Genomic DNA, 23,134 nt, shown 5'->3' with positions numbered 1-23,134 from the left:
CGACGGGTCTCTTCGCCAGACCCGGCTTAGACACCCTCTTTCGCCCTCGTTCCACCACCTGCGGACATACCCTGGGATTAGCCTCGACTGCTTGCGACATTAATTAGATATCTAATATAGTGACTCCACATATGAATGACTAGCGACCATTCGAGTGGAGAGAACGCATGTTGACCCATGAAGAAAACCAGTTGCTGTGCCGGGTAGAAGGCGATGCGCCGATGGGCCAGTTGATGCGCCGTCACTGGACCCCGGTTTGTCTGATCGAGGAAGTCAGGGAACCGGACGGCAAGCCGGTCCATGCCCGGGTATTCGGTGAGGATCTCGTCGTGTTTCGTGACAGCGACGGACGCGTCGGAGTCATGGACGAGTACTGTCCGCACCGCCGCGCATCGCTTGTGTACGGCCGCAATGAGGACGCCGGTCTGCGCTGCCTGTATCACGGCTGGAAGTTCGACGTACACGGCAACGTGCTTGAAATGGTCTCCGAGCCGGCGTCGAGTTGCATGGCCGGGAAGGTCAAACACAAGGCCTACCCAACGCAAGAATGGGGCGGCCTGGTCTGGGCGTACATGGGTCCGCAACATGCCGTGCCGGAGTTCGTGCCGCCCGCGTGGGCACCGACTGCCGACACGCAAGTGAGCATCGCCAAGGCGCTGCTGCCCTGCAACTGGGCTCAGATCCTTGAAGGCGCGATCGACTCCGCACATAGTTCGAGCCTGCACTCGTCCGACTTCGTGCCCGCTCGCGTTGGCGGCGCCGAGGCAACGGCGAGGAACTGGCTGCGCCCGTCCACCGACAAGGCCCCTCGCCTTCAGGTTGAACGAACGGGGTATGGCTTCCGCTACGCTGCGATCCGCCGCCCCATCTTCAACGCCACCACGCACGAATATATTCGCCAGACCGTTTTCGTTGCGCCTGCAACGGTCCTGATTCCGCCGAACAATCTCTACAACGTGGCGAACGTCAATGTCCCGCTGGACGACGTGAACACCGCGTTCTACTTCATCGCGTGGGGAGACCCGAAAACGACGCCGGAGACGGAAACGTGGCGCAAGTTCCTGTGCCAGCAAGTCGGCGTCGATCTCGACGACAGTTACCGACCGCTTCGCCGCCACGAGAACCGCTTCTGGCAAGACAGGGAAGCGATGAAGGCCGGCAATTTCACCGGCATCAAAGGCTTCCCGAACCAGGATATCGCGATGTGGGTAACGATGGGGCCGATTGCCAATCGCTCCGACGAGCGACTCGGCGCGAGCGACCTCGCTATCGTCGAGTTCCGCAAACGCATGCTCGAAGCAATTCAGGCCTTCGGCGAAGGCTCGGCGACAATCGGAACGGGTGAGTTCGCTCCGCCTCGCAGCCTATGCTCGTACCAGGCGGTGATCTCGAAGGAAACCGACTGGCGCGCGTATGACGCCACGTATGTTTGGGGCGAGCTCGAGCAACCCGCTCTTGAGACGAGCTATCAGGTCAAGCAATGATCGCAGCGTCAGTCCGTTCAGAAACGCGCACAGAAACGCCCACAAAAACCCGCACAAAAATCGACACAAAGCCGGAGCGCTTGCGCATTGGGGTTGCCGGTCTGGGGCGAGCATTCTCATTGATGCTCCCCACGTTTCTTCGAGATCCACGCGTGCAACTCGTCGGCGCGTGCGATCCTCGCGAAGAGGCCCGCCGGCAATTCGCCACTGACTTCGATGCGCCAACCTACGCGGACTTGCCCGAACTGGCGGCCAACCCCGACGTCGAAGCAATCTATGTGGCCAGTCCGCACCAGTTTCACGCCCGGCACACGGAGATTGCGGCCGCCCACGCAAAGCATGTGCTCGTCGAAAAGCCGATGGCGCTCTCCGTCGCTGAATGCGACCGCATGATCGAAGCCTGCCGGGCAGCGAATGTGCAACTGATCGTCGGACACTGCCACAGCTTCGATACGCCCTACCTGCGCACTCGCGACCTGATCCGCTCCGGGCGCTTTGGCGCCGTGAAGATGATTCATGCCGTCAACTTCACCGACTATCTCTACCGCCCTCGACGACCGGAGGAATTGCTGACTTCCGAAGGCGGGGGCGCAGTGTTCAGCCAGGCCGCGCACCAGGTCGACATCGTGCGGCTTGTGGCCGGTTCGCGCGCCGTTAGCCTCCGCGCGACTGTCGGTCGATGGGATCCGTCACGTCCGACCGAAGGAGCTTATTGCGCATTGCTGTGGTTCGAAAATGGCGCATACGCGTCCCTTTCCTACAACGGCTATGGACACTTCAACACGGACGAATGGAGCGGCTGGATAGGAGAAATGGGCGAGCGTACTTCGATGGAAACCTACGGCCGCGCCCGGCGGCGTCTCGACACACTCGCATCGCCGGAACAAGAAGCGCGACTGAAGGCAGCGGGTACGTATGGAGGCACGTCATACAAACCACCGTCGGCCACCGACGCGCCGCCGTTTCATCAGCACTTCGGCCCGTTGCTGGTGTCGTGCGAAAGAGCCGACCTGCGTCCGCTACCCGATTCAGTCAGGGTGTATGCGGAAAAAGAATATCAGGCGTTGGCGCTCGAACCGCCCGCCGTCCCACGGGCGGAAGTCATCGACGAGCTTTACGATGCAATCCGTTCCGGCCTGCCGCCGATCCACGATGGCCATTGGGCAAAGAGTACGCTTCAGATCTGCGTGGCGATGCTTGAATCGAGCAAAATGGGCCGGGACATTTCGCTGTGAACAATGGGCGCGAACAATTAGCCGTTTTCGTATTCCTCGCCGCGCATGGCGATCAGGTTCCCGACCTCTCTGGTCGACGGCATTCGTCGGGTGGGATCGTTCGACTCGGCCTCGTCTTTCGCCATGTTTTCGATGATCGCAAGCAGGACCTTGCGAGCCACATTGATTTCCGTCGTCTTGAGGCCGGTCACGCTGATCTCGTTGACTTCTTCGGCGAGCGGCACGAGTTTCTTCTTCAGCGCCCGCCCTGCCGGCGTCAGATAAACGTGCGTATTCTTGCGGTTCCCGGGCGCGTAACGCCGCTCCACGTAGCCTAGCTTCTCCATCGCGGAGACGGCGGTGAAGGTGGTCGGCGTGGTCGTCCCCGCCTCGTCGCTCAGCTCCTTCTGCGTCAGGCCGTCCTTCTCCCAAAGCACACGAAGGAAAGCCCAGTGGCCAAACGTCACTTCGTGCTGCGCCAGCCGCATCTGGAGGCCCCGCACCATCGCGCGAGCCGCGTCTTTGACCAGGTGCGCGAGACGATCGTCCGGCACCGCTTCGCGCCAGTGTCGGAGAATCGGATCGGAGGTGTCCCCACCTGGCTTACCCTTCGAACGCTCTGCAGCCATTTTCGCTATCTTTGCCGTGTGAATATCGACGTCAATGATATCGCTTAAGCCCGCCGGGTCGCCACCGCACAGGAGAAACATTAACGGCTTCGATATGACCCTGCGCTATCCGGTCCGGCCCGCGTCGCGGTTGCCGGACAAAGCGGTTAAATCCTGAAGCTTTCGAGACTCGCCGGATGGAAGAGTTCGGACGCCTGAAGGCGTCTGCTCGACAGCCCCTCCGCATAATGCTGCGCCAGAAAGCGATCGATTACCGCTTCGTTTTCGGCGAAGCCGTACGACCAGAAATCCGCCCCCATCAAGCGCCGGGCGTTGCGCAGTTGATCTTCGATGAAAGGCAGCGTCACCTTCGTGGCGGACGTGTCGGAAAGTCTCGCCAGCGCAATCTTCTTCGACTGCTCAAAGGCCTTCACGATCGCACCGGGAAGCCACGGATGGCGATCCGCAAGCGTGTTCCTGATCCCCAGCGTGTGCATGATCGGAAACAGCTTCGTTTGCCGGTACCACTGCGCCGCGCTTTTTTGCGGATCCTCGAACAGGTACTTCACCTGCGGATGTCCGCGGTCAAAACAGGACGGAGCACGCGGCCCGATCACGCCGTCAACGTCACCCGTTGCCAGCAAACTCGAGATCGTTTGACCTGCCGGCGCGTTTTCGAGAACAACACCCTCCGGCAGCCTGAGCGCGATTTTCTCGACGCGCGTCGGGTCCTCGTAGCCGCCTCGCACCCAATGGATATCCGACGCCTTCACCCCATAGCTCTCCTCGAGCATCAGGCGAACCCAGACGTTGGCGGTGAGCTGATATTCGGGCACACCAATCCGCTTACCTTTGAGATCTTCGGGCCGGTTGATGCCGCGATCCGTTCGCACGTACACCGAACTATGACGGAAAGCACGCGACGGAAAAACCGGTACCGCGATGTAAGGCGAAGTCCCCGCCGCGGTCTTGACCGAGTAGCTGCTGAGCGAAAGCTCACAAATGTCGTAGTCCGCGTGCCTGAAAGCTCTGAAGAAGATTTCCTCGGGATCCTGCAGCATAAACACAGGATCGACACCATCGATCTGCACATCACCGTCGATCAAAGGCCTCATCCGATCATAATTGCCGACCGCGATTGAAAGCTCGAGTTTGCTCATCGATTTTCCTTTCCGACTGCTAACGTTTATCGCTCGGTCCTATCTCAGCGACTCATTGCGCGGGGCGCTCACGCGGCACCCCGAGAAGCACCGCGATCCCGCCAATGAACACAAGCGCGGCAACCAGCAGGATGCCGGCGGCAAAGCTGCCCGTCACACTCTTGACCCAACCGAGAACAATCGGGGCACAGAACGCACCCACCTGCCCCAGACTGCTAATCACGCCGATACCCCCCGCTGCCGCATCCCCCTTCAAATAGGTGGGCGGGATCGACCAGATGATCGCGGCCGCTGAAAAATAGCTGATGGACACGAGGCTGAGACAGACGATTGCCGCTACCCAGTGATGAGTGAGAAGCGCCAGCGCGACCGCACCGAGTGCGCCTACCGTCGTGGACGTCGCGAAGTGCCAGCGACGTTCGAGTCTGACGTCCGAACTACGCGCAATAACGAGCATCGCGGCAGCGCCCACCATGTAAGGCAGAGCCGACAGCAGGCCGATCTGCAATAGATTCGATATGCCCGCGTGCTTGATGATGGTCGGCGTCCAATAGTTGAGTAGCGTTCCGCAAATCGGCACGGTCGCCCAACCCGCGGCCAGCACATAGACGCGAGGATCTCGCAGTGCCGCCATCAAGCGGCCGGGCGCGTCAGAGGGCTTGTTGCGACGGTCCGATTCCAGCGCATCCAGGATGATCTGCCGCTGCTCGCGGCTCAGCCAGGTCGCCTGCTCAGGCTTGTCGGTCAGATAGAAGAACGCCACGACACCGGCAACGACAGCGGGTATCCCCTCCAGAAAAAACAGCCACTGCCAGTTTCGATAGCCCCAGACGTCGACGAAGTTCTGCAGGATGAAACCGGACAGAGGTCCGCCGATGATGCCCGCAACGGCGATTGCCAGCAGAAAGCGCGAAGTGATTCGGGCACGGCGCGCAGCCGGATACCAGAACGATAGATACAGGATGATCCCCGGCCAGAAACCGGCCTCGGCGGCCCCCAACAACGTCCGGGCCAGATAGAACTGCCACGGCGCCGTCATGAACGCCATGGCCGTCGAAATACCGCCCCACAGCACCATGATCCGGCAGATGGTTTTGCGTGCGCCGATGCGCTTGAGGAGCAAGGTGCTCGGCACCTCCAGCAGGATGTAGCCGATGAAGAACAGACTCACGCCCAACCCGTAAGCCGCGTCGCTCAGGCCGAGGTCCTGCTTGAGCTGAAGCTGCGCAAAGCTGACGTTGACGCGATCCAGATAATTCAGGACCCAGCACACAAACAGAAAAGTCATCAGCCGCAGCGTGACCTTTCGGTACGTGCCCTCTACGAGCTCGGCGTCGGGTGCCAGACGAAGCGAATCCTCGTCATAGCTCATCGTCGAATCTGCCATTTACGTGTCTCCGTTAGCCGTCCGTGTTTTTCAACGCAGACGCACCGGCCTGCTCGTTGCATCAGACGTCAGCTACGCTGCCTCACTCTCATAATTAGACATCTAATTATTAGAGTACGTTGCCACCTCTGCACTGACAAGCGCGGGTTTATACCGAGACATTGGCAATGGCCGCCCACTCGCCTCGATGTATGATTAGATATCTAGCAATGAAGCCGGCCATTTGTGGCATTCGAGTTTGCTTAGGGAGACAGACATGACCCCGCAAGAAGACCTTTTCCTGCGCGTTCGAATCGAACGGAAAGAGAAGATTGCGCGCGACATCTGGCGCTTTGAACTGACCAGTGCCGACGGTGGGACGGTTCCTTCGTTTGAGGCGGGTTCGAATCTGACCGTACAGATCCCGAACGGAATGCGACGCTCCTACTCGCTGTGCAATGACCCAAACGAAAACCACCGCTACGTCATTGCCGTCAAGCGGGAGGGTAATGGGCGCGGCGGCTCGATAAGCCTTGTCGACGAAACGTCGGAAGGCGACATGCTCGATGTGTCGCCGCCGAGAAACGACTTCCCGCTCGACGGTCGCGCCAGAGAGTTCATTCTCGTTGCCGGCGGCATCGGTATTACTCCGATGCTCTCAATGGCGAGGCAGCTCAAATCGGAGGAAGGGCTGCGCAAATTCCGGCTCATCTACCTCGCGCGCGACCCCGAGGGCACCGCGTTCATCGATGAACTTCAAAGCGGCGAGTGGCGGTCCTTCGTCAAGATCCACCATGACTTCGGCGACCCCGGCAGGTCATTTGATTTCTGGTCCCTGTTCGAGCGCCCGAAGCAGGCTCACGTGTACTGTTGCGGCCCGAACGCGTTGATGGACACCGTCAAGGATATGACGGGCCATTGGCCTTCCGGGACCGTTCATTTTGAAAGTTTCGGCGCCGCAAACGTAGCGGCCAGAGAGAACAGGCCGTTCACTATCCGGCTCCAGCGAAGTGGGACAACGCTCGACGTGCCCGCCAACCGATCCATTCTCGACGTTCTGCGCAGCGCGAACGTCCGTGTCGCGAGTTCGTGCGAAAGCGGAACGTGCGGGTCGTGCAAAACGGGTCTGTGCGCGGGTGAGGCCGATCACCGCGACCTGGTTCTGCAAGACGGCGAACGGGAAACGCAAATTATGGTTTGTGTTTCCCGTGCAAAGTCACAAGAACTCGTCCTCGATCTCTAGACGGCGGCGCGAGCAAATCGGCCACCGCCCGCCCCTCACTCCACTTCAAGCACCAGCAACTGCGCGCCGTCGGCGACCTGATCGCCGACGCCGTACAGCACCTCGGCAACCTTGCCCGCGGCCGGCGCGCCGATCGTGTGCTCCATCTTCATCGCCTCCATCACCAGCAGCGGCGTGCCCTTTTCGACCACCGTGCCCGGTTCGACCAGCACCGCGATCACCTTGCCCGGCATCGGCGCGGTCAGGCGGCCTTCGCCGTGCTCCGCATCGGCCGCATGGGCGAGCAGGTTCTGCCATTCGAACGCGAGCGTTTCGCCGTGGCAGAACACATGGAAGCGGTCGCCGTCGACGAACACCCGGCCCGCCACGCGCGCATCGCCGATGGTCGCGCGGAACTCGTGTTCGCCCGGGCCTTCGGACCACGTGAAGCCGTCGCGCGCGCCGTCGTGTTCGAGCGTTTGCGCATCACCGTTGCGCGCGAATACGACGGTGAAGCCCGCCTCACTAGCGTCACTCGCATCGTCGCCGATCACGCGCCAGCCGAGCGTTTGCGTATAACCGCTGTTGAGCCGCCAGTGCGACAGCGCCTCCCACGGCGACGCGCCATGCGCGCTGCCGCCCTCGCGCGTGAGCAGCGCCGCGCACGCGAGCGCGAGCGCCTCCTTGAACGGCTTTTTCGCCGGCGCGAACAGCGCATCGTGATGCCGTTCGATCAAACCGGTATCGAGTTCGCCGCTCGCGAACGGCGCGCTCGTGACGATCCGTTGCAGGAACTCCACGTTCGTATGCGGCCCGACCACCTCGCACGCATGCAGCGCGCGCGAGAGCCGCGCCAGCGCCTCTTCGCGGGTTGCGCCGTGCACGATCAGCTTCGCGATCATCGGGTCGTAGAACGGCGTGATCGTGTCGCCCTCGCGCACGCCGCTGTCGATCCGCACCGGCGCCTTGCGGCCCGGCTCGCCGAGACCGGCCGCGTCGATTGCAAACTCGACGCCTTCCGGCATCCGCAGATGCTTGAGCGTACCGGTCGACGGCAGGAAGCCGCGCGCCGGATGCTCGGCGTAAATACGCGCTTCGATCGCGTGGCCGTCGAGCTTCAGTTGCTCTTGCGTGAGCGGCAGCGGCTCATCCGCCGCGACCCGCAATTGCCACTCGACGAGATCCTGCCCCGTCACCATCTCGGTGACCGGATGCTCGACCTGCAGGCGCGTGTTCATTTCCATGAAATAGAACTCGCCGGCCGGCGTCATGATGAACTCGACCGTGCCCGCGCCGACGTAGTTGACCGCGCGCGCGGCGGCCACCGCGGCCTCGCCCATCGCGCGCTTCACTTCGGCGTCGAGCCCCGGCGCCGGCGCTTCCTCGAGCACCTTCTGGTGACGGCGCTGCACCGAGCAGTCGCGGTCGAACAGATAGACCGCGCCGCCGTGCCGGTCCGCGAACACCTGCACTTCGACGTGGCGCGGCCGCATCAGGTACTTCTCGATCAGCACGCGGTCGTTGCCGAAGCTGCTCGCCGCTTCGCGCTTGCACGACAGCAGCGCCGCCGCGAAATCCGCGCCGCGCTCGACCACCCGCATACCCTTGCCGCCGCCGCCCGCGCTCGCCTTCAGCAGCACCGGGTAGCCGATCTCGTCCGCTTCGCGCTGCAACAGCTGCGGGTCCTGATCGTCGCCGTGATAGCCGGGCACGAGCGGCACCGCGGCAGCGTGCATCAGCGCCTTGGCGGCCGCCTTCGAACCCATCGCCGCAATCGCCTCGACCGGCGGGCCGATAAAGACGATCCCAGCCGCGTCGCACGCATGCGCGAAGTCTTCGTTCTCCGAAAGAAAGCCATAGCCCGGGTGCACAGCCTGGGCGCCGGTCGCGCGCGCGGCCTCGATGATGCGCTCGACCCGCAGATAACTTTCCGCCGCGGTCGAGCCGCCGATATGCACCGCTTCATCACAGGCGGCGACGTGTTTCGCGTTGGCGTCGGCGTCGGAATAGACGGCCACGCTCGCGATGCCGAGCCGCTTGCAGGTCGCCGCGACGCGGCAGGCGATCTCGCCGCGGTTCGCAATCAGGATCTTGTTGAACATGAGTGTCTCGATGTTATTAGGCGGTAGCGCGATGGCGATAGATGAGGCGCGTCAGTTGCGCCAGCCCGGCGTGCGTTTTTCGAGGAACGACGCGACGCCTTCGCGGCCTTCCGCGCCGGCTCGCGTCTGCGCGATGCGCGCCGCGGTGTCTTCGATCAGCGCGTCGCTCAATTCGCGGCCCGCGATGTCCTGCACGAGCCGCTTGCACGCGCGCACCGCTTGCGGGCCGTTCGCGCACAGCGTTTGCGCGAGTTGCGCGACCGTCGCGTCGAGCTGTTCCGCGCCGACCGCTTCGCTCACGAGGCCAAGGCGCAGCGCGCTCGCGCAGTCGAACGCCTCGGCGGTGACGAAATAGCGCCGCGACGCCTGTTCGCCGAGCGCGCGGATCACGTACGGCGCGATCGTCGCCGGAATCAGGCCGAGCCGCGCCTCCGACAGGCAGAAATGCGCGCTGTCCACCGCGACGACGATATCGCACGCGGCGATCAGGCCCATCCCGCCCGCGTACGCATCGCCGCTCACCCGTGCGATCACCGGCTTGTTGCAGCGATAGACGGCCGACAGCATGTTCGCGAGCCGCATCGCGTCGGCGCGATTTTCCGCGTCCGAGTAGCCGGCCATTTTCTTCATCCAGTTCAGGTCGGCGCCCGCGCAGAAGGCCTTGCCGTTCGCGGCGAGCACGACCGCGCGCACGTCGTCGCGCGAGTCGAGTTCGGTGAACGCGGCGGTCAGTTCCGCGATCATCGTCTCGTTGAACGCGTTGCGCACCTCGGGGCGATTCAGCGTGACGGTCGCGAGCGGGCCGGCGATCTCAAACTTCAGCGTTTCGTATTGCATGGGGTGGTCTCCGTTGCGACGCGTCACATTCTGAACACGCCGAAGCGCGTGTCCTCGATCGGCGCATTCATCGTCGCGGACAAACCGAGGCCGAGCACGTCGCGGGTTTGCGCCGGATCGATCACGCCGTCGTCCCACAGCCGCGCGCTCGCATAGTACGGATGGCCCTGATGCTCGTATTGCTCGCGGATCGGCTGCTTGAACGCGTCCTCTTCTTCCGCGCTCCACGAACCGCCCTTCGCTTCGATGCCGTCGCGCTTCACGGTGGCCAGCACCGACGCGGCCTGCTCGCCGCCCATCACCGAGATGCGCGCATTCGGCCACATCCACAGGAAGCGCGGCGAGTACGCGCGGCCGCACATCCCATAGTTGCCGGCACCGAACGAGCCGCCGATGATCACCGTGAACTTCGGCACCTTCGCGGTGGCGACCGCGGTCACCATCTTCGCGCCATTGCGCGCGATGCCTTCATTCTCGTATTTGCGGCCGACCATGAAGCCGGTGATGTTCTGCAGAAAGACCAGCGGAATCTTGCGCTGCGCGCACAGCTCGATAAAGTGCGCGCCCTTTAATGCGGACTCCGAAAACAGAATGCCGTTGTTCGCGACGATCCCGACCGGATGCCCCCAGATATGCGCGAAGCCGCACACGAGCGTGGTGCCGTAGCGCGCCTTGAATTCTTCGAATGCGGAATCGTCGACGATGCGCGCGATCACCTCGCGGATATCGAACGGCTTGCGCGTGTCGACCGGAATCACGCCGTAGATGCTCTTCGCGTCGTAGCGCGGCGGCTTCGGCTCCTGCAACACCAGCGGCGCCTGCTTCGCGCGATTCAGATTACCGACGATGCTGCGCGCGATCGCCAGCGCATGCGCGTCGTTCTGCGCGAGATGATCGACGACGCCCGACAGCCGCGTATGCACGTCGCCGCCGCCGAGGTCTTCCGCGCTGACCACTTCGCCGGTCGCCGCTTTCACGAGCGGCGGGCCGCCGAGAAAAATCGTCCCCTGGTTCTTCACGATGATCGATTCGTCGCTCATCGCCGGCACATACGCGCCGCCCGCGGTGCACGAACCCATCACGACCGCGATCTGCGGAATGCCCGCCGCCGACAGCGTCGCCTGGTTGTAGAAGATGCGGCCAAAGTGATCGCGATCGGGGAACACGTCGTCCTGATTCGGCAGATTCGCGCCGCCCGAGTCGACCAGATACACGCACGGCAGACGGTTTTCCGCGGCGATTTCCTGCGCGCGCAGATGCTTCTTCACGGTGACCGGATAGTAGGTGCCGCCCTTCACGGTCGCGTCGTTGCAGACGATCACGCATTCCTGCCCGGCGATCCGGCCGATCCCGGTGATCACGCCGGCGCCCGGCGCGTCGTCGTTGTACATCCCGTATGCGGCCAGTTGCGACAGTTCGAGAAACGGCGTGCCCGGGTCGAGCAGTTGCGCGACCCGCTCGCGCGGCAGCAGCTTGCCGCGGCTCGTGTGTTTATCGCGCGCGGCCTGGCCGCCGCCTTGCGCGATCTGTTCGATTTTCGCGCGCAGATCGGCGACCAGCGCGTCGAGCGCCGCCGCATTCGCGCGGAAGTCGTCCGAGCGCGGGTTCAGCTTTGATTCGATGATCGGCATGTTGTGGCTTCTCACGAGTGGCGTTTTTCAGGAGCTTTTAGCGTGTAAAAAGCTCGCCTCACATCGTTTCCGCAAACAGCTCGCGCCCGATCAGCATCCGGCGAATCTCACTGGTGCCCGCGCCGATTTCGTAGAGCTTCGCGTCGCGCCACAGACGTCCGACCGGATACTCGTTGATATAGCCGTTGCCGCCGAGAATCTGGATCGCCTCGCCGGCCATCCACGTCGCCTTCTCGGCCGTGTACAGAATCACGCCCGCGCAGTCCTTGCGCACCTGGCGCACGTGCTCGTTGCCGAGCGTGTCGAGCTGACGGCCGACCGCGTACAGATATGCGCGGCACGCCTGCAACGTGGTGTACAGATCGGCGACCTTGCCCTGGATCAGCTGGAATTCGCCGATCGACTGGCCGAACTGCTTGCGGTCGTGGATATACGGCACGACCGCGTCCATCACCGCGACCATGATGCCGGTCGGCCCGCCGGCGAGCACCGCGCGTTCGTAGTCGAGGCCGCTCATCAGCACCTTCACGCCGCCGTTCAACTGACCGAGGATGTTCTCTTCCGGCACTTCGACATCCTGGAACACGAGTTCGCCGGTGTGCGAGCCGCGCATGCCGAGCTTGTCGAGCTTCTGCGCGACCGAGAAACCCTTCATGCCCTTCTCGACGATAAACGCGGTGATGCCGCGCGAATTCGCTTCGGGATCGGTCTTCGCATAGACGACCAGCGTGTCGCAATCCGGGCCGTTGGTGATCCACATCTTGGTGCCGTTCAGCACGTAGCGGTCGCCCTTTTTCTCCGCGCGCAGCTTCATGCTGACCACATCCGAACCGGCGTTCGGCTCGCTCATCGCGAGCGCGCCGACGTGCTCGCCGGACACCAGCTTCGGCAGATACTTCTGCTTCTGCTGCTCGGTGCCGTTGCGATGGATCTGGTTCACGCACAGATTCGAATGCGCGCCGTACGACAGGCCGACCGACGCCGACGCGCGCGAGATTTCCTCCATCGCGATCATGTGCGCGGTGTAGCCCATGTTCGCGCCGCCGTATTCCTCGGCGACGGTCATCCCGAGCACGCCGAGGTCGCCGAACTTCTTCCACAGGTCCATCGGAAACTGGTCGGTGCGATCGATTTCCGCCGCGCGCGGCGCGATCTCTTTGGCCGCGAACGACGCGATGCTGTCACGCAGCATTTCGATTTCTTCGCCGAGCGGGAATTGCAAACCGGGCAGATTGGGCATTGCGGTGTCTCCAGGGTTCGGGGGCGGCCGTTCGGCTCTGGCCAGTCGGCGCGCGCATCATGAATCGTGTCAACGCGCATTTCACGCCAGATTGACGTAAGCGTCAATAGGTATTTTTGAGTGTTACTCATAAATCATACGGAACCGGCGTCCGGCGCTGAGTTTGGTGATAGGATCGCGTTCACGGGCATCGTCAGCCTTCCGCCGCGCCGTTATCGCCATGACAAATCTGACTTCGACTCATATTTCACCGCCGGAGCCTGCCGGACTTCCCGCATCGCGCCGCCAGCCGGCCGGACGCAAGTCGCAGCAGCGCGTGAAGGAGATCCTTCAGGCGGGGCGCGACGTGTTCTCCGAGAAGGGCTATGAACGCGCGACGACCGCCGAGATCGCGCAGCGCGTCGGCATCTCGGAAGCCACGGTGTTCAGCTACTTTCGCGGCAAGCGCGAGTTGTGCGCGCGCGTGATCGGCGACTGGTACGACGAGATCATCGACGCGATCGAAGCCGGCCTGCCGCGCGACGGCAGCGTGCGCCAGCAGTTCGCGTTCATCGTGCGGATGCATCTGCGGCTGATGCTGGTGAACGGCACCGATCTGTGCGCGCTGGTGTTGTCGGAGGGGCGCGCGCGGCATCACGAACTGAGTGAAGCGTTGACCGAATTGCAGCGCCGCTACACCGCGCCGCTGATGCGGGTGCTCGCGCACGGTCAGCAGAGAGGCGAGATTCGCGCGGACATGCCGCTGCGGCTGCTGCGCTCGATGGTATTCGGGCCGATGGAACACGTGCTGTGGGACGCGACGCTGACGAACCGGCAGATCGATATCGAGGCGACCGCGGATCGGCTGATCGACGTGCTATGGATTGCGCTGACGCCGCCGGATCTGGAGGTCGCCGCGTTGCAGCGGTTCCGGATGGAGGTGGCGGAGGCGAGCCGGCGGTTCGAGGAAGCCAGCGCGGCGGCCGATGAAAGCAAGGGTAAAGGCGGCTCAGCTGGCTCGACCAGGGCCGCGCGCCGCACGAAAAGCAGCTAATCTACGGGCTTCCCCGCCGCAGCGAAGGAGAGCCCAAGTGCCGGCAGCGAAAAGCGCGAAGCAGAGCAGAACGCGAAGCGAGAAGGTAGCCGACGAGCCGCTCAAGAAGCCCGTTGCCAAGCCGACTGCAAAGGCCGCAGCCAGGCCACCCGCGAAGAAGGCGCCGAAATCGCCCGCGAAGTCAGCCACAAAGCTGCCCGCAACGGCCGCCGCCAAGCCACCCGCGAAATCCGCCGCGAAGTCCCCTTCCTCCCCCCGCATCCTCATTGGCATCGGCGGCTGGACGTTCGCGCCGTGGCGCGGCCCGTTCTATCCGGACGACCTCACGCAAAGCCGCGAACTCGAATATGCGAGCCGGCAACTGACGTCGATCGAAATCAACGGCACGTTCTACGGTCTGCAAAAACCGGCCAGCTACGAGAAGTGGTACGCGGAAACACCCGACGACTTCGTGTTCTCACTGAAAGCCCCCCGCTATGCGACCAACCGCCGGGTACTTGCCGAAGCGGGCGAAACGATCGAACGTTTCTTCGCGAGCGGCGTGCTGCTGCTCAAACAGAAGCTCGGCCCGATCAACTGGCAGTTCGCGCCGACCAAGAAATTCGATCCCGACGATTTCGAAGCCTTCCTGAAACTGCTGCCGGCAAGCATCGAAGGACAGCCGCTGCGCCACGCGCTCGAGGTCCGTCACGAATCGTTCAGGACACCGGAGTTCATCGCGCTCGCGCGCAAGTATCAGGCCGCGGTGGTGCTCGCCGGCGACAGCGACTATCCGCAGATCGCCGACCTCACCGCGCCGTTCGTCTACGCACGCATCATGGGCACGAGCGACAAGGAAGCTAAAGGCTATTCGACCAAAGCACTGAACGCATGGGCCGAACGCGCGCGCCAGCTCGCCGCCGGCACCACGCCCGCCGATCTGCAAACCTGCGCCGAGCCGCCGGCAAAAAAAAGCGCGCGCGATGTCTATCTGTATGTGATCAGCGGTTTCAAGGAACGCAACCCGGCGGCAGCGATCGAGTTGATCCGCAAGCTCTGAGTACAGCGGCGCGCCCGGCACGCCGCGCGGGTGTCATAATCGCGCCAGCGCAGCCGTGCGCGCCCCCGCCAGCTTCACGCCGGGCTCCGTGTCCAGCCTCGTGCCGAGGCATCCGATCGAGCATCGCGCGAAATCCGGCGCAGCGAACGCACGGCCCACGTCAAACCCATGCAGCGCCCGCGCGCCCTCGTCGCGACGCAGTGCGCCAGCAGGCGGCCACGCCGCCCCAACCACCGATTGCGGAGATTATCTTGAGCGCCCTCGACAACCCGTTGCACGATCAGGAAGTCGGCTCGGCCGACGCCACCCAGGACACCACGCGCATCGACGACGTGCGCATCGGCGCGGTCCGCCCGTTGATTTCGCCGGCGCTGCTGCAGGACGAATTGCCGGTTCCGCCGGCGGTGCAAACGCTGGTCGAGAAAACCCGCGTTGAAATCGCCGACATTCTGCACGGCCGCGACGACCGTCTCGTGCTGATCACCGGCCCGTGCTCGATCCACGACCACGACCAGGCGATCGAATACGCGCGCAAGCTGAAGGCCGCCGCCGATCACTATAAGGACGATCTGCTGATCGTGATGCGCGTGTACTTCGAAAAGCCGCGCACCACGGTTGGCTGGAAAGGCTATATCAACGATCCGCGTCTGGATGGCAGCTTCCGTATCAACGAAGGCCTGCGTCTCGCGCGGCAACTGCTGATCGATATCAACGGTCTGGGGCTGCCGACCGCGACCGAATTCCTCGACCTGCTCAGTCCGCAGTACATCGCCGATCTGATCGCGTGGGGTGCGATCGGCGCGCGCACGACCGAGAGCCAGAGTCATCGTCAGCTCGCATCGGGTCTGAGCTGCCCGATCGGTTTCAAGAACGGCACCGATGGCGGCGTGCAGGTCGCGGCCGATGCGATCGTCGCGGCGCGCGCGAGCCACGCATTCATGGGGATGACAAAAATGGGCATGGCCGCGATCTTCGAAACGCGCGGCAACGACGACGCGCACGTGATTCTGCGCGGCGGCAAGCAGGGTCCGAATTACGACGCGGCGGCGGTGCAGGCTACCTGCGATTCGCTGCGTTCAGCGGGACTGCGCGAGCAGGTGATGATCGACTGCTCGCATGCGAATTCGAATAAATCGCATGCACGCCAGATCGAAGTGGCGAACGATATCGCGCGACAACTGACGCAGCACGAGCGCCGCATCATTGGCGTGATGCTTGAAAGTCATCTGGAAGAAGGCCGTCAGGATCTGAAAGCCGGGGTGCCGCTGCGTTACGGCGTATCGATTACGGATGCCTGCGTGAGCTGGGCGCAGACCGAACCGGTGCTGGCCACGCTCGCCGAGGCGACCCGCAAGCGTCGCGCGAACTGAGTTCATGCGACGCACACGCGCCGCGCCAACGAGCGGAAATCGTTCCGCCGACGTTGCGCAGCGCGTGATTCTTCACGCCCGACGCCTCGCTTGTGCACGCTTCGCAGCAGGCTGCGCAGCGCACCGCGAAGGCTCGGTCCGGCGTGAAGCGCGTTGCATTACGACGCGTTGACGGCTTCCTTGAACGCCTTGCCCGCGGTGAACTTCACCGTCTTGGCCGCGGCGATCTGGATTTCCTCGCCCGTCGACGGGTTACGGCCCACGCGTGCTGCACGCGCGCCGGTCGAGAAAGAACCGAAACCAACCAGTTGCACCGTATCGCCGCTCACGACGGCCTTGGTCACCGCTTCGACGATTGCGTCGATGGTCTGGCCGGTGGCCGCTTTGCTTTCGCCCGTCGCTGCGGCGACTGCATCAATCAGTTCCTGTTTGTTCATAGCACTTCCCGTATGGTAATCATGGAATCGGCGCCCTTCTGAGGCGCCGGGACCGACACACTAACGCATAGCCCCACCTTCGCGCAAACCCTTGGTGTAAGGCTTGTATCAACGGCGGGGCCGTGATTTGACGTTTTTGAGAAGCAAACTGCCATAAGAATCGCGGGCTTATGTGCGCACGAGGTCCCGCGCGCTTTTGCCGCGCATCACAATCCGTTGCAATTTCAGTGCTTTAGCGCGACTCGCGGCGAGCTATCGGCGGTTCCGGCAAGCCGCCAGGAAGCGGCGGAACACTCAGGCGCAATCTTTGCGCAGTGAAGCCAGGTTAACTTTTCGCAAGAAATAAAAAAGTGAAAATTCGCCGCTTTGCCTCGGGCGCGACGCTCGCGATGCTCGTCACCACTTTCGCGCCGCATGCCGTCCTCGCGGACGAGAACGCCTGTGCAACCCTGGTCGGTGCAACCCAATCCGGCGCATCGCAGGGCTTTGCGTTGCGCGCCGGCGAACCGGTCGATCTCGTCAAAGGCGCGCAAAAAATTCACGGCAAGCTGCTCGTGTTCGGCGACGGCAGCGTCTATCGCGCGTACTGGCAGCCGGAGAACAGCGCGGAAAAATACGTGCTCGCGAACGCGGGCGCCGATACGGTTCGGCTCGTTTCGACGCCGCCGCAAGGCACGCCCGCGCCCGACGGCCAGCCCGGCACACCGATGGCGCCGCAGCGCGTGCTGTCATGTCCCACTCTTTGATTCCGCGCACGGACGGAGTGCGGGACCCGATACGATCCGCGAGGATGCGCGGTCCGGCAGAAACGACTGACTGCCGCGCAGCTTCAATTGTGCGAGCCAGGTAGTACTTACCGATCTCGCGTCGACTCATTGAAATGATCGGCTTGCCGCGCTCCGGTCGTCCAATCCTGCTCAAGTTAATCCGCCATAAGCCGATATAAAAAGCTGCGCTGAGCGCGCAAACGTTTAAAGGGATGGAGATGGTTCGGCTACCAAGATTGAAGCGGATGCTAGCGGTTCCGGCAGTCGATCCCGAGCTGATGCGTGCGCAATTTCAGGCCTTCAGCCGGCAGGTCCCGCTGCTCTATTTCATTCTGCTGGTCAACACCGCGTCGGTCGCTATCACGCATCTCGCCAGCGCGCCATTCTGGTTGTCGCTGTACATTCCGCTCGCACTCGGCGGCGCATGCCTGTATCGCTGCGCGCGCTGGTGGCTGCTGCGCCGCCGTCCGCTGACGACCGAACGGGCCGTTGGAGAAATGCGCAGCCTCGTGTGGGTGGTCGGGCTTTTCGGCTTCGCTTTCAGCTGCTGGTCGATCCTGCTGCTGCCGTACGGCAGCGCGTACCAGCAGGCGCAGGTCGCGTTTTATATGGGCACCACGCTGGTGGGCAGCGTGTTCTGCCTGATTCATTTGCGAGTGCCCGCGCTGCTGTTGCTGTGCATCGTCATCCTAAGCTTCTGCGGCTATCTGATCAGCACCGGCTATCCGGTCTTCATTGCGATGGCGGTCGATATGGCGCTGGTCGGCGTCGCGCTCGCGGTCGTGATCCTGCAATACTGGCGCACCTTCACCGACGCGATCCAGGCGCAGCGCGAATTGCAGACGAGCCAGCTCAACACGCAGCGGCTCAGCGACGACAACTTCCGGCTCGCCAGCATCGACAGCCTGACCGACCTGCCGAATCGGCGCAGCTATTTCGCGTCGCTGCGCGCGATGGCGGAACAGGCGGCCGCGCGCGGCGGCAGTTTCAATGTCGGGGTGATCGATCTCGACGGTTTCAAGCAGGTCAACGACATCTATGGCCACGCGAGCGGCGACCTCGTGCTGCAGGAAGTCGGCGCGCGTCTGCTCGCGCTCGGCGAGCCGGCGCTGCTGTTCGCGCGCCTGGGCGGCGACGAGTTCGGCGTGCTGGTGTGCGAGAAGCTGTCGAACGATGCGCTGGTCGAACTCGGCCAGCGTATCTGCGATGCGCTCAGCCGGCCCTACCAGGTCGCGGACAACGTCGCGGAACTGACCGGCACGATCGGCTGGGCCGCGTTTCCCGACGCGGGCTCGACGGTCGAGCAGGTGTTCGAGCGCGCCGACGCCGCGCTGTATGTCGGCAAGGAAAACCGCCGCGGCAAGCCGGTGATCTTCTCGACCGAACATGAAACGCGGATGCGGCGCCTCAGTCTCGTCACCCAGGAGCTGCGCCACGCGGACCTCGAAGCGGAGCTGTTCCTCGACTTCCAGCCGATCTACGATCTGCCCGCGCATCGCCCGATCGGTCTCGAAGCGCTGGGCCGCTGGCGCAGCCCGCGGCTCGGCATGGTGCGGCCCGAGGAATTCATTCGGATTGCAGAGCGTACCGAGCTGATCCTGAGCCTCACCGAAGTACTGCTGCGCCAGGCGCTGCGCGAAGTCGCGCAGTGGCCGGCCGATCTGTATCTGTCGTTCAATCTGTCGGCGGTCGATATCTCGACGTCGGCGCGCGCGCGGCGGCTGATCGACATCGTCGCGGCGAGCGGGGTGTCGCCGCACCGGGTCACGTTCGAGATCACCGAGACCGCGTTGACGCGCGATTTCGAGCAGGCCGCCAGCGCGCTGACGATGCTCAAGCAGGCCGGCTGCCGCGTGTCGCTCGACGATTTCGGCACCGGCTATTCGAGCCTGAGCTACGTGCACCGGCTGCCGTTCGACGCGATCAAGATCGACCGCAGCTTCGTGACCGACGTCGATACGAACAGCGCGTCGAAGAAGATCATCAAGTCGGTGATCGATCTGTGCCGCAACCTGGGGCTCGAATGCGTGGTGGAAGGGCTCGAAACGCCGCTGCAGGCCGAGGTCGTGAAAGCGCTCGGCGCGCGCGCGGTGCAGGGCTATCTGTTCAGCCGGCCGATGCGGGCCGGCGCGGTCGGCGGTTTTTTGCGGACCGCGTTGGCGCAAGGGCAGGCGACGGAGACGCATTCGTAGCCCGCGGACCTTGCGGTGGCCGGCCCGCGCCGTCCGCCACGTTCAATACGCGAGTTTCGGATACCAATCGGTGCCGCGCCCGCCGGGCGTCATGTCGAGGATCGTCCACAACGGCATCAGATCGGGCGCGCCGCGCGGATCCTGGCCCGGGTCGGCGCTCGCTGGACCCATCTCCTCGGCCCAGAAGTGCCGCACTTCCCCGCCCTTGCGCGTGAATACGTTGACCGCGGGATTGTCGTCGCCGGCCGGGTCTTCGGCCGCGTAGTCGCGATTGAAGGTGTTGTCGCCCGACGAATAGATCCGCAGATGCCGCCAGCCGCGCTCCTGTTTGAACGCCAGCAGTTTCTCCAGCGGCGCGCGGCCGATCACCGCGAAGCCGACGCGTTGCAGGATGTCCGGCATTTCGCCGTCCCACGCGCTCAGCAGCGACGTGCACATCGGGCACGGCCGCGCGCGTCGCGGGCCGTACATCCAGTTGTAAGTGATCAGCGTGTCGTGCGCGCCGAACATTTGCGACAGCGTGACCGGTCCGGCTTCGCCGTCGAACCGATAGTCCTCGGGCACGAGACCGCCCGGCGGCAGTGCGCGGCGTTGCACCGCGACCTGCTCGATCTGGCGGCGCAACTCGATTTCCGCGGCCAGCAGGTCGTTGCGCGCGCGGCGATATCCGGCGCTTTCGCCCGGAAAGCGCGGCGGCAATTCGGCCAGTTCGCGGGCCGGTTTCAGCGTCTGCTTCTGCGTCTGAGTTTGCGTCTGTGTCGATGCGTTTGCGTCAGTCATCAGCCATCTCCTTGTGAGAAATCGGGTGAGAAATGAAGCTTTGTAAAACGGTGGGCGGGCGGTCGCCAAAGCGTGCCGTGCTCATCTATGACGACGGATGAAACGAGCGGAAATCGACACACGCGCGGGAAAATTCTTTCCCCGCCCCACGCGTCCAACCCGCGGCGCAGCACGGTATGCTTGCGCGACACGCCACCGCCACCGACACCCCCATGCCGCTCCGCCTGCCCCCGTTGCCCGCGCTGCGCTTTTTCGAAGCAGCCGGGCGGCATCAGAGTTTCAAGCTCGCCGCCGCCGAACTGAATGTCACGCCGAGCGCGATCAGTCACGGGATAGTCGGGCTCGAGGAAGCGCTCGGCGTCGAACTGTTCGTGCGCGAGCCGCGCGGCATTTCGCTGACCGCGAGCGGCGCCGACTATCTGTCGTACGTCTCCGAAGCGTTTTCGCTGATCGCGATCGGCACCCAGCGGCTGCCGACGCATCGCGCCGACCGGCCGATCGCGCTCAGTTGCGCGCCGACCTTCGCGTCGCGCTGGCTGCTGCCGCGCCTCGCCGGCTTTCGCGCGCGGTGGCCGAAGGTGAACGTCAGCGTGGATACATCGTCGCGGCAGGTCGGTTTCCCGGTCGACGGGTTCGACTTCGCAATCCGGATGAGCCGCGCGCCGGTCGCCGGCACCGCGTGGACGCGGCTCTTCGACGAGCAGTTCGTGCCGGTTTGCAGTCCCGCGTATCGCGACACACTGCGCGACGCGCGCGGCGAAATCGACCTGCGACAGGCGACGCTGATTCACGTGAACACCGCCGGCGAAGACTGGCAGGCGTGGCTCGACGGCACCGGCGCGAGCGGCATCGATGCCGCCGGCGGCCTGCGGGTCGACACGATCCAGCTCGCATTCGAGGCGGCCGGCATGGGTCTAGGCGTCGCGCTCGGCCGCAAACCGCTGGTCGACAGCGATCTGGCGAGCGGCGCGCTGGTCGAGGCGTGCGCGGGCACGGTCGCGTCGAGCACCGCGTACTGGCTGGTCAGCTCCGAGGACACGGACAGCGCGATCCGCCGCCCGGAACTGGCGGATTTCAAACGCTGGCTGGTCGGCGAGGCGGCGCCGTTCGCCGGGCGGGCGGCGAGCGACGGTAAAGGCAACGCCAACGCAGACAGCGACAGCAACAACGGCGACACCCACCCGCACAGGTGAGCCACGCTCACCTGTCAGCGAAGACTTTTCCTTTGCCGCGCGCGCGGCGCACTGCGACGATGGCGCTCAAGGAGAACCCGCCATGTCGACCATCCGCAGCAAGCGCTTCCCCCTCGCCCTTCATCCGCACACGACCACGCTGGTGATCGTCGCCGGCGCGCTGATCCTCAGCGCGGCGATGGGGATCCGCCAGACTTTCGGCCTGTTTATCGGCCCGTTCTCGTTCGACCGCGGTCTGCCCGTCACGCTGATCGCGTTCGCGATCGCGCTGCACAACCTCGTGTGGGGTTTCGCGCAACCGTTCGCGGGCGCCGCCGCGGACCGCTACGGCTCGGCGCCGGTGGTCGCGTTCGGCGCGACCACCTTCGCGGCCGGACTCGCGTTGTCGGCGGTCGCGCCCAGCGGCGCGTGGCTGGTGATCGGGATGGGCTTGCTGGTCGGGGTCGGCGTCAGTTGCACGACTTTCGGCGTGGTGCTGCCGGCGGTCGGGCGGATTGCGACGCCGGAACGGCGCAGCGTCGCGATGGGGCTAGTCAGCGCCGGCGGCTCGGCCGGCCAGGTGTTGATGGTGCCGCTGGTGCAGGGGATCAGGCTGCACGCGGGAATCGCGACGTCGCTGTTCGCGCTCGCCTTCGTGATGCTGCTGATCGCGCCGCTCGGCATCGTGCTCGACCGGCGCGGTCGGACGCGGGCTCAAGACCATGCTCAGACACGGGCGACGCCGCAAGCACGGGCGACGCCGCAAGATCAGTTGCCCGCTCACGCTCACCCGCCCGTCGAGCCGCAAGCGACACCCGCCGCCCCATTACGCGAGGTGCTGGCCCAAGCAACGCGCCATCGCGGCTACCGCCTGCTGACGCTCGGCTTTTTCACCTGCGGTTTCCAGCTCGCGTTCATCGCGACGCATCTGCCCGAATATCTGACGCTGTGTCATATGCCGCTCGGACTCGGCGCGACCGCGCTCGCGCTGATCGGCCTGTTCAACATGGCGGGCAGTTGGGCATGCGGCTGGCTCGGCGGCCGGTTCCGCCAGCAGCACGTGCTCGGCTGGCTGTATCTGCTGCGCAGCGCGACGATCGGCGTGTTTTTCCTGCTGCCGAAAAGCACCGTGTCGGTCGTGATCTTCGCTGCGGTGATGGGCCTCACGTGGCTCGGCACCGTGCCGCTGACGAGCGGGCTCGTCGCCAAGGTGTTCGGCGTGCGCCACCTCGGCAGTCTGTTCGGCGTGTGCTTTCTGAGCCATCAGATCGGCTCGTTTCTCGGCGCATGGCTCGGCGGCCTCGTGTTCGATCTGACCGGCTCGTACTCGCTGTTATGGGCGGCGACGATCGCCGCCGGCCTGCTCGCGGCGCTGCTGCATTTCCCGATCGACGACCGCGCGGTCGACACGCGTGAGCTTCGCGCGTCGAAGCCGGCGACAGCGTGAGCCGCACTATCGATACGCAGACCGAAGCAATCC

Annotated in this window: 19 protein-coding genes; 10 read left to right on the top strand and 9 right to left on the bottom strand. The window is 64.1% G+C overall.

Going from position 1 to position 23,134, the window contains the following annotated elements; genetic code table 11:
* Positions 1–167 precede the first annotated feature (167 nt).
* A complete protein-coding gene (locus BTH42_RS08465; RefSeq protein ID WP_075297796.1) occupies positions 168–1,484 on the top strand; it encodes a Rieske 2Fe-2S domain-containing protein in 1,317 nt (438 codons plus the stop codon).
* Positions 1,481–2,719, top strand: coding sequence for a Gfo/Idh/MocA family protein (locus tag BTH42_RS08460; RefSeq protein ID WP_083654699.1), 1,239 nt, complete (start codon positions 1,481–1,483; stop codon positions 2,717–2,719). Before BTH42_RS08465 ends, BTH42_RS08460 begins: the two co-directional genes overlap by 4 nt.
* A gap of 17 nt (positions 2,720–2,736) precedes the next feature.
* Here the strand turns inward: BTH42_RS08460 and BTH42_RS08455 are convergent, their stop codons facing one another.
* From BTH42_RS08455 to BTH42_RS08445, 3 genes are all read right to left on the bottom strand, one after another.
* On the bottom strand, positions 2,737–3,327 hold the full coding sequence (locus BTH42_RS08455) for a MarR family winged helix-turn-helix transcriptional regulator (protein WP_075297898.1): 591 nt from the start codon (positions 3,325–3,327) through the stop codon (positions 2,737–2,739).
* A 146-nt stretch (positions 3,328–3,473) separates the two neighbouring features.
* The gene (locus BTH42_RS08450; RefSeq protein WP_075297794.1) at positions 3,474–4,466 is read right to left on the bottom strand and encodes an ABC transporter substrate-binding protein; all 993 of its coding nucleotides are present in this window, start codon (positions 4,464–4,466) and stop codon (positions 3,474–3,476) included.
* 52 nt (positions 4,467–4,518) lie between these two features.
* Positions 4,519–5,853 carry an MFS transporter gene (locus BTH42_RS08445; protein ID WP_075297792.1) on the bottom strand — a complete coding sequence of 445 codons (1,335 nt, stop codon included), beginning with the start codon at positions 5,851–5,853 and terminating at the stop codon, positions 4,519–4,521.
* 256 nt (positions 5,854–6,109) lie between these two features.
* Between BTH42_RS08445 and BTH42_RS08440 the strand changes: the two genes are divergently transcribed.
* Entirely contained in the window at positions 6,110–7,075 is a 966-nt protein-coding gene (locus BTH42_RS08440) for a PDR/VanB family oxidoreductase (RefSeq protein WP_075297790.1), read from the top strand.
* Between the two features lie 35 nt (positions 7,076–7,110).
* Here the strand turns inward: BTH42_RS08440 and BTH42_RS08435 are convergent, their stop codons facing one another.
* Genes BTH42_RS08435 through BTH42_RS08420 form a run of 4 tightly spaced genes read right to left on the bottom strand, consistent with a single transcriptional unit; the run spans position 7,111 to position 12,864 of the window.
* On the bottom strand, positions 7,111–9,156 hold the full coding sequence (locus BTH42_RS08435) for an acetyl/propionyl/methylcrotonyl-CoA carboxylase subunit alpha (RefSeq protein ID WP_075297788.1): 2,046 nt from the start codon (positions 9,154–9,156) through the stop codon (positions 7,111–7,113).
* Between the two features lie 51 nt (positions 9,157–9,207).
* Positions 9,208–9,993, bottom strand: coding sequence for an enoyl-CoA hydratase/isomerase family protein (locus BTH42_RS08430; RefSeq protein ID WP_075297786.1), 786 nt, complete (start codon positions 9,991–9,993; stop codon positions 9,208–9,210).
* 23 nt (positions 9,994–10,016) lie between these two features.
* The gene (locus BTH42_RS08425) at positions 10,017–11,624 is read right to left on the bottom strand and encodes a carboxyl transferase domain-containing protein (protein ID WP_075297784.1); all 1,608 of its coding nucleotides are present in this window, start codon (positions 11,622–11,624) and stop codon (positions 10,017–10,019) included.
* Between the two features lie 58 nt (positions 11,625–11,682).
* The gene (locus tag BTH42_RS08420) at positions 11,683–12,864 is read right to left on the bottom strand and encodes an isovaleryl-CoA dehydrogenase (protein WP_075297781.1); all 1,182 of its coding nucleotides are present in this window, start codon (positions 12,862–12,864) and stop codon (positions 11,683–11,685) included.
* Positions 12,865–13,084: 220 nt separating this feature from the next.
* Here BTH42_RS08420 and BTH42_RS08415 point away from each other — a divergent pair, with 220 nt between their 5' ends.
* The 3 genes from BTH42_RS08415 (at position 13,085) to BTH42_RS08405 (ending at position 16,306) form a co-directional block, all read left to right on the top strand.
* Positions 13,085–13,897 (top strand): TetR/AcrR family transcriptional regulator, encoded by an 813-nt coding sequence (locus BTH42_RS08415; protein ID WP_178392135.1) that lies wholly within the window; start codon positions 13,085–13,087, stop codon positions 13,895–13,897.
* Positions 13,898–14,090: 193 nt separating this feature from the next.
* Entirely contained in the window at positions 14,091–14,936 is an 846-nt protein-coding gene (locus BTH42_RS08410; RefSeq protein ID WP_178392138.1) for a DUF72 domain-containing protein, read from the top strand.
* Between the two features lie 251 nt (positions 14,937–15,187).
* Positions 15,188–16,306, top strand: coding sequence for a 3-deoxy-7-phosphoheptulonate synthase (locus tag BTH42_RS08405; protein ID WP_075297777.1), 1,119 nt, complete (start codon positions 15,188–15,190; stop codon positions 16,304–16,306).
* A 158-nt stretch (positions 16,307–16,464) separates the two neighbouring features.
* On the opposite strand, the gene BTH42_RS08400 is transcribed toward BTH42_RS08405, so the two are convergent.
* Positions 16,465–16,743, bottom strand: a complete 279-nt coding sequence (locus BTH42_RS08400) for an HU family DNA-binding protein (protein WP_013092091.1) — start codon at positions 16,741–16,743, stop codon at positions 16,465–16,467.
* 350 nt (positions 16,744–17,093) lie between these two features.
* On the opposite strand from BTH42_RS08400, the gene BTH42_RS08395 reads away from it, so the two are divergent.
* Both BTH42_RS08395 and BTH42_RS08390 read left to right on the top strand, forming a co-directional pair.
* Positions 17,094–17,489, top strand: a complete 396-nt coding sequence (locus BTH42_RS08395) for a hypothetical protein (protein ID WP_372237249.1) — start codon at positions 17,094–17,096, stop codon at positions 17,487–17,489.
* A 239-nt stretch (positions 17,490–17,728) separates the two neighbouring features.
* Positions 17,729–19,702 carry a bifunctional diguanylate cyclase/phosphodiesterase gene (locus BTH42_RS08390; protein WP_075297775.1) on the top strand — a complete coding sequence of 658 codons (1,974 nt, stop codon included), beginning with the start codon at positions 17,729–17,731 and terminating at the stop codon, positions 19,700–19,702.
* Positions 19,703–19,744: 42 nt separating this feature from the next.
* Here BTH42_RS08390 and BTH42_RS08385 read toward each other — a convergent pair whose 3' ends face one another.
* Positions 19,745–20,482: a DUF899 family protein gene (locus tag BTH42_RS08385; RefSeq protein WP_075297773.1), complete on the bottom strand. Its 738-nt coding sequence runs from the start codon at positions 20,480–20,482 to the stop codon at positions 19,745–19,747.
* A gap of 212 nt (positions 20,483–20,694) precedes the next feature.
* Between BTH42_RS08385 and BTH42_RS08380 the strand changes: the two genes are divergently transcribed.
* Together BTH42_RS08380 and BTH42_RS08375 are read left to right on the top strand one after the other, a co-directional pair.
* Complete coding sequence (locus BTH42_RS08380) at positions 20,695–21,675, top strand: LysR substrate-binding domain-containing protein (RefSeq protein WP_075297771.1); 981 nt, start codon at positions 20,695–20,697, stop codon at positions 21,673–21,675.
* 82 nt (positions 21,676–21,757) lie between these two features.
* Positions 21,758–23,101 carry an MFS transporter gene (locus tag BTH42_RS08375; protein ID WP_075297769.1) on the top strand — a complete coding sequence of 448 codons (1,344 nt, stop codon included), beginning with the start codon at positions 21,758–21,760 and terminating at the stop codon, positions 23,099–23,101.
* Positions 23,102–23,134 lie beyond the last annotated feature (33 nt).

Origin of the sequence: Burkholderia sp. SRS-W-2-2016, assembly GCF_001931485.1 — a bacterium.
GTDB lineage: Bacteria > Pseudomonadota > Gammaproteobacteria > Burkholderiales > Burkholderiaceae > Paraburkholderia.
The sequence above is the reverse complement of the archived record's forward strand: the minus strand, read 5'-3'. Positions and strand labels throughout refer to the sequence as shown.

Coding starts and splice junctions, on each gene's coding strand:
- BTH42_RS08465 (WP_075297796.1), top strand. CDS start 168: ATGTTGACCCATGAAGAAAACCAGTTGCTGTGCCGGGTAGAAGGCGAT.
- BTH42_RS08460 (WP_083654699.1), top strand. CDS start 1,481: ATGATCGCAGCGTCAGTCCGTTCAGAAACGCGCACAGAAACGCCCACA.
- BTH42_RS08455 (WP_075297898.1), bottom strand. CDS start 3,327: ATGGCTGCAGAGCGTTCGAAGGGTAAGCCAGGTGGGGACACCTCCGAT.
- BTH42_RS08450 (WP_075297794.1), bottom strand. CDS start 4,466: ATGAGCAAACTCGAGCTTTCAATCGCGGTCGGCAATTATGATCGGATG.
- BTH42_RS08445 (WP_075297792.1), bottom strand. CDS start 5,853: ATGGCAGATTCGACGATGAGCTATGACGAGGATTCGCTTCGTCTGGCA.
- BTH42_RS08440 (WP_075297790.1), top strand. CDS start 6,110: ATGACCCCGCAAGAAGACCTTTTCCTGCGCGTTCGAATCGAACGGAAA.
- BTH42_RS08435 (WP_075297788.1), bottom strand. CDS start 9,156: ATGTTCAACAAGATCCTGATTGCGAACCGCGGCGAGATCGCCTGCCGC.
- BTH42_RS08430 (WP_075297786.1), bottom strand. CDS start 9,993: ATGCAATACGAAACGCTGAAGTTTGAGATCGCCGGCCCGCTCGCGACC.
- BTH42_RS08425 (WP_075297784.1), bottom strand. CDS start 11,624: ATGCCGATCATCGAATCAAAGCTGAACCCGCGCTCGGACGACTTCCGC.
- BTH42_RS08420 (WP_075297781.1), bottom strand. CDS start 12,864: ATGCCCAATCTGCCCGGTTTGCAATTCCCGCTCGGCGAAGAAATCGAA.
- BTH42_RS08415 (WP_178392135.1), top strand. CDS start 13,085: ATGACAAATCTGACTTCGACTCATATTTCACCGCCGGAGCCTGCCGGA.
- BTH42_RS08400 (WP_013092091.1), bottom strand. CDS start 16,743: ATGAACAAACAGGAACTGATTGATGCAGTCGCCGCAGCGACGGGCGAA.
- BTH42_RS08390 (WP_075297775.1), top strand. CDS start 17,729: ATGGTTCGGCTACCAAGATTGAAGCGGATGCTAGCGGTTCCGGCAGTC.
- BTH42_RS08385 (WP_075297773.1), bottom strand. CDS start 20,482: ATGACTGACGCAAACGCATCGACACAGACGCAAACTCAGACGCAGAAG.
- BTH42_RS08380 (WP_075297771.1), top strand. CDS start 20,695: ATGCCGCTCCGCCTGCCCCCGTTGCCCGCGCTGCGCTTTTTCGAAGCA.
- BTH42_RS08375 (WP_075297769.1), top strand. CDS start 21,758: ATGTCGACCATCCGCAGCAAGCGCTTCCCCCTCGCCCTTCATCCGCAC.